The 3,814-nt window shown below is 65.4% G+C and carries 3 protein-coding genes; 1 reads left to right on the forward strand and 2 read right to left on the reverse strand.

Annotation, left to right across the window (positions count from 1 at the left end; all coding sequences use genetic code 11):
- Positions 1-609 (forward strand): alpha/beta fold hydrolase (locus tag Q8K05_RS12470; RefSeq protein ID WP_305246915.1); only part of this gene is annotated, 609 nt, incomplete at its 5' end.
- A gap of 104 nt (positions 610-713) precedes the next feature.
- Here the strand turns inward: Q8K05_RS12470 and Q8K05_RS12475 are convergent.
- The gene (locus tag Q8K05_RS12475) at positions 714-1,115 is read right to left on the reverse strand and encodes an FKBP-type peptidyl-prolyl cis-trans isomerase (protein ID WP_305246916.1); all 402 of its coding nucleotides are present in this window, start codon (positions 1,113-1,115) and stop codon (positions 714-716) included.
- A gap of 32 nt (positions 1,116-1,147) precedes the next feature.
- On the reverse strand, positions 1,148-3,814 hold a 2,667-nt coding region (gcvP, locus tag Q8K05_RS12480), incomplete at its 5' end, for an aminomethyl-transferring glycine dehydrogenase (RefSeq protein WP_305246917.1).

Consider the following 3,814-nt stretch of genomic DNA (forward strand, 5'->3'; position numbering starts at 1 on the left):
CCTGCGCACGGCACCGATGCCGATGCGCTGCCCGAACCCATAGCCCAAGGGCTGCAAATGCTGCTGGGCAGCACCGCCTGCGACCTGGTGGGGTTTTCGTTTGGCGGCATGGTCGCCGGTTTTCTGGCAGCACAATATCCGGCGCGGGTGGCGCGGCTGCTGCTGGTGGGCGCGCCCGGCATGGGCATCGCGCCCGACACGCCGTTTCACCTCCGGGCTTGGCGCCATTTCAAGGACGCCGACCAGCGCGATGCCGTTCACCGTGGCAACCTGGCCGCGCTGATGCTGCACCACCCGGCGTCCATCAGCGAACTGGCGCTGCGCCTGCATGTGGCCAACGTGCTGCGCGACCGCATGCAGGGGCGCAAGCTGTCGCGCACCGATGTGCTGGCGCGCACATTGCCGCGGCTGCAGTGCCCGCTGCATGCCATTTACGGCCGTGAAGATGCGTTGTTCAGGGGGCAGCTGGCGGCGCTGGAGACGGCCCTGCGGCAAGCGCCCAATTTCAGGGCTTTCACCTTGATTGAAGAGGCCGGGCACTGGGTCCAGTTCGAGCGGGCCGACGCTTTCAACGCGGTGCTGCTGGCCGTCTTGGACGCAAGGCCGTAGGTCGCGTTAGCGCAGCGTAACCCGACATCTGCGCTTGTGACCGTTGCCTGTCGGGTTACGCCTGCGGCTAACCCGACCTACTTCGAGGCGGCTGAGCAGTGACCTTATTTCTCGATGGCCAGCAACTCGACTTCGAACGTCAGCGTGGCGTTGGGCGGCACGGCCGCACCGGCGCCGCGGCTGCCGTAGGCGGTGGCAGGCGGGCAGGTCAGCGTCGCCTTGCCGCCGACCTTGATCTTTTGCATGCCTTCGGTCCAGCACGGCACCACGCGGTTCAGCGGAAAGGTGGCCGGTGTGCCGCGGCTGTAGGAGCTGTCAAATTCCTTGCCGTCGGCCAGCGTTCCGCGGTAGTGCACCTTGACGGCGTCCGACGCCTTGGGCTGGGCGCCGGTGCCGTCGACGGTGTGAACGATCTTCACGCCCGAGGGCAGGGTTTCTGCCGGAGCGGCGGCAAACGCGCTGGAAACCAGGGCGGCGAGGGCGATCAGGGAAAGAAGTGATTTCATGGTGTTCCTGTGAATTGGATGAGGTGGGGGTATCAGGCGTAGTCGCTCACCGGCACGCAACTGCAAAACAGGTTGCGGTCCCCATAGACATTGTCGACCCGGCCGACCGGCGGCCAGTACTTGACCTGCTTCAGGCTGGTCAGCGGGAAGGCGCCGGTTTCGCGCGAATACGGGCGGTCCCAGTCGGCGCCCAGCAGGCTGGCGGCCGTGTGCGGCGCGTGCTTGAGCGGGTTGTTGTCCTGCGGCCAGCTGCCGTTTTCGACGAGACGGATCTCTTCGCGGATGGCGATCATCGCGTCGATGAAGCGGTCCAGCTCGGCCAGCGTTTCGCTTTCGGTCGGTTCGACCATCAGCGTGCCGGGGACCGGGAAGCTCAGGGTCGGCGCATGAAAGCCATAGTCCATCAGGCGCTTGGCCACGTCTTCGGCGCTGACGCCGCTGCTGTCTTTCAGCGGACGCAGGTCCAGAATGCACTCGTGCGCCACATGGCCGTTTTCACTTGAATAGAGCGTCGGGTAATGATCTTTCAGGCGCGCGCTGATGTAGTTGGCGCTCAGGATGGCCACTTCGGTCGCCTGCTTCAGGCCTTCGGGGCCCATCATGCGGCAGTACATCCAGCTGATCGGCAGCACGGCCGCATTGCCCAGCGGCGCTGCTGAGATGGCCCCCACACCGTTGACCGGAAGTCCGGCGGTCGCATGGCCGGGCAGGTAGGGCACGAGGTCCGCTACCACGCACACGGGGCCCACGCCCGGTCCGCCGCCACCGTGCGGGATGCAAAAGGTCTTGTGCAAATTGAGGTGGCTCACGTCGCCGCCAAACTCGCCTGGCGCGGCCACGCCGACCAGCGCGTTCATGTTGGCGCCGTCCACATAGACGCGGCCGCCGTGCGCATGGACCAACTGGCAGAGTTCCTTGACCTGGGTCTCAAACACGCCGTGGGTGCTGGGGTAGGTGATCATCACGCAGGCCAGGTTGGCACTGTGCTGTTCGCACTTGGCCTTCAGGTCGGCCATGTCGACATTGCCCTGGGCGTCGCAGCCGGTGACCACCACCGTCATGCCGACCATTTGCGCGCTGGCCGGGTTGGTACCGTGGGCCGACGACGGAATCAGGCAGATGTTGCGGTGGCCCTGGCCGTTGGCTTCAAGATAGGCCTTGATGACCAGCAGGCCGGCGTATTCGCCCTGCGAGCCGGCATTGGGCTGCAGGCTGATGCCGGCGTAGCCCGTCGCTTGGCACAGCCAGTCGCGCAGTTGCCGGTCGAGTTCGGCGTAGCCCTGCAATTGCTCTGGCGGCGCAAACGGGTGGATGTTGGCAAATTCGGGCCAGGTGATCGGAATCATCTCGCTGGTGGCGTTGAGCTTCATGGTGCAGCTGCCCAGCGGAATCATGCTGCGGTCCAGCGCCAGGTCCTTGTCGCTCAGCATGCGGATGTAGCGCAGCATGCCGGTTTCGGAATGGTGGGTGTTGAACACCGGGTGCGTCAGGAATTCGCTGCTGCGGCGCAGGTCGGCCGGAATCAGCGTTGCGATGCCTTGCTCGAAGCTGCTTACCACGGGCTGCGACTGTCCGGGCTGGGCAAAAAAGGACCAGAGCGTTTCAATGTCCTTGCGGCTGGTGGTCTCGTCGAGCGACACGCCGAGGTGATTTTTTAAGCGAAAACGCAGGTTTGCGCCCGCCTGACGGGCGCGTTCAGCTATTGAATTGGTAGCATCTCCGGTCTTGACCGTGACCGAGTCAAAGGCGCCGGTGCTGGTGATTTCGTAGCCCAGCGCCTGCAGGCCATGCACAAAGATGGCGGTGTAGGTGGCCACGCGCTCGGCAATGCGCTTGAGGCCCTGGGGGCCGTGGTAGACCGCGTACATGCTGGCCATCACGGCCGGCAGCACCTGCGCGGTGCAGATGTTGGAGGTGGCTTTTTCGCGGCGAATGTGTTGCTCACGGGTTTGCAGCGCCAGCCGGTAGGTCGGGTTGCCGTGCACGTCCTTGCTCACGCCCACCAGCCGGCCCGGCAGCGAGCGCTTGAATTCGTCGCGGCAGGCCATGTAGGCGGCGTGCGGGCCGCCATTGCCCATGGGCATGCCAAAGCGCTGCGTGCTGCCCAGCACGATGTCGGCGTCCCATTCGCCGGGGGGCGCGAGCAGGGTCAACGCCAGCAGGTCGGCGGCCACGCACAGCGCGGCGCCATCGGCATGCGCCTGGCCCGCCAGCGGCCGCAGGTCATGGATGGAGCCGGTGGTGGCCGGGTACTGCGCCAGCACGCCGAAGTAGTCGCCCTCGGCCATCAGCTGCGGCAGCGTCGCGGCCGCCGTGCTGACCTTGACCTCGATGCCCAGCGGCTTGGCGCGGGTCTGGATCACTTCAATGGTTTGCGGGTGGCAGTCGCCCGCCACCAGGAAGACATTGCTTTTGCTTTTGACGCTGCGCTTGGCCAGCGTCATGGCCTCGGCGGCAGCGGTGGCTTCGTCGAGCATGGACGCGTTGGCAACGGCCATGCCGGTCAGGTCACAGACCATGGTCTGGAAGTTGATGAGGGCTTCCATGCGGCCCTGTGAAATCTCGGCCTGGTAGGGCGTGTAGGCGGTGTACCAGGCGGGGTTTTCGAGCACGTTGCGCAGGATGACGCCCGGCGTGTAGGTGCCGTAATAGCCTTGGCCGATGAAGCTTTTGAACACCTGGTTTTTGGCGGCCATGGC

The sequence above is a fragment of the Polaromonas sp. genome, from assembly GCF_030682935.1.
GTDB lineage: Bacteria > Pseudomonadota > Gammaproteobacteria > Burkholderiales > Burkholderiaceae_C > Polaromonas.

What these genes read in the sequence shown, in the direction of transcription:
- Q8K05_RS12475 (WP_305246916.1), bottom strand. Translation starts at nt 1,115, where the DNA reads ATGAAATCACTTCTTTCCCTGATCGCCCTCGCCGCCCTGGTTTCCAGC.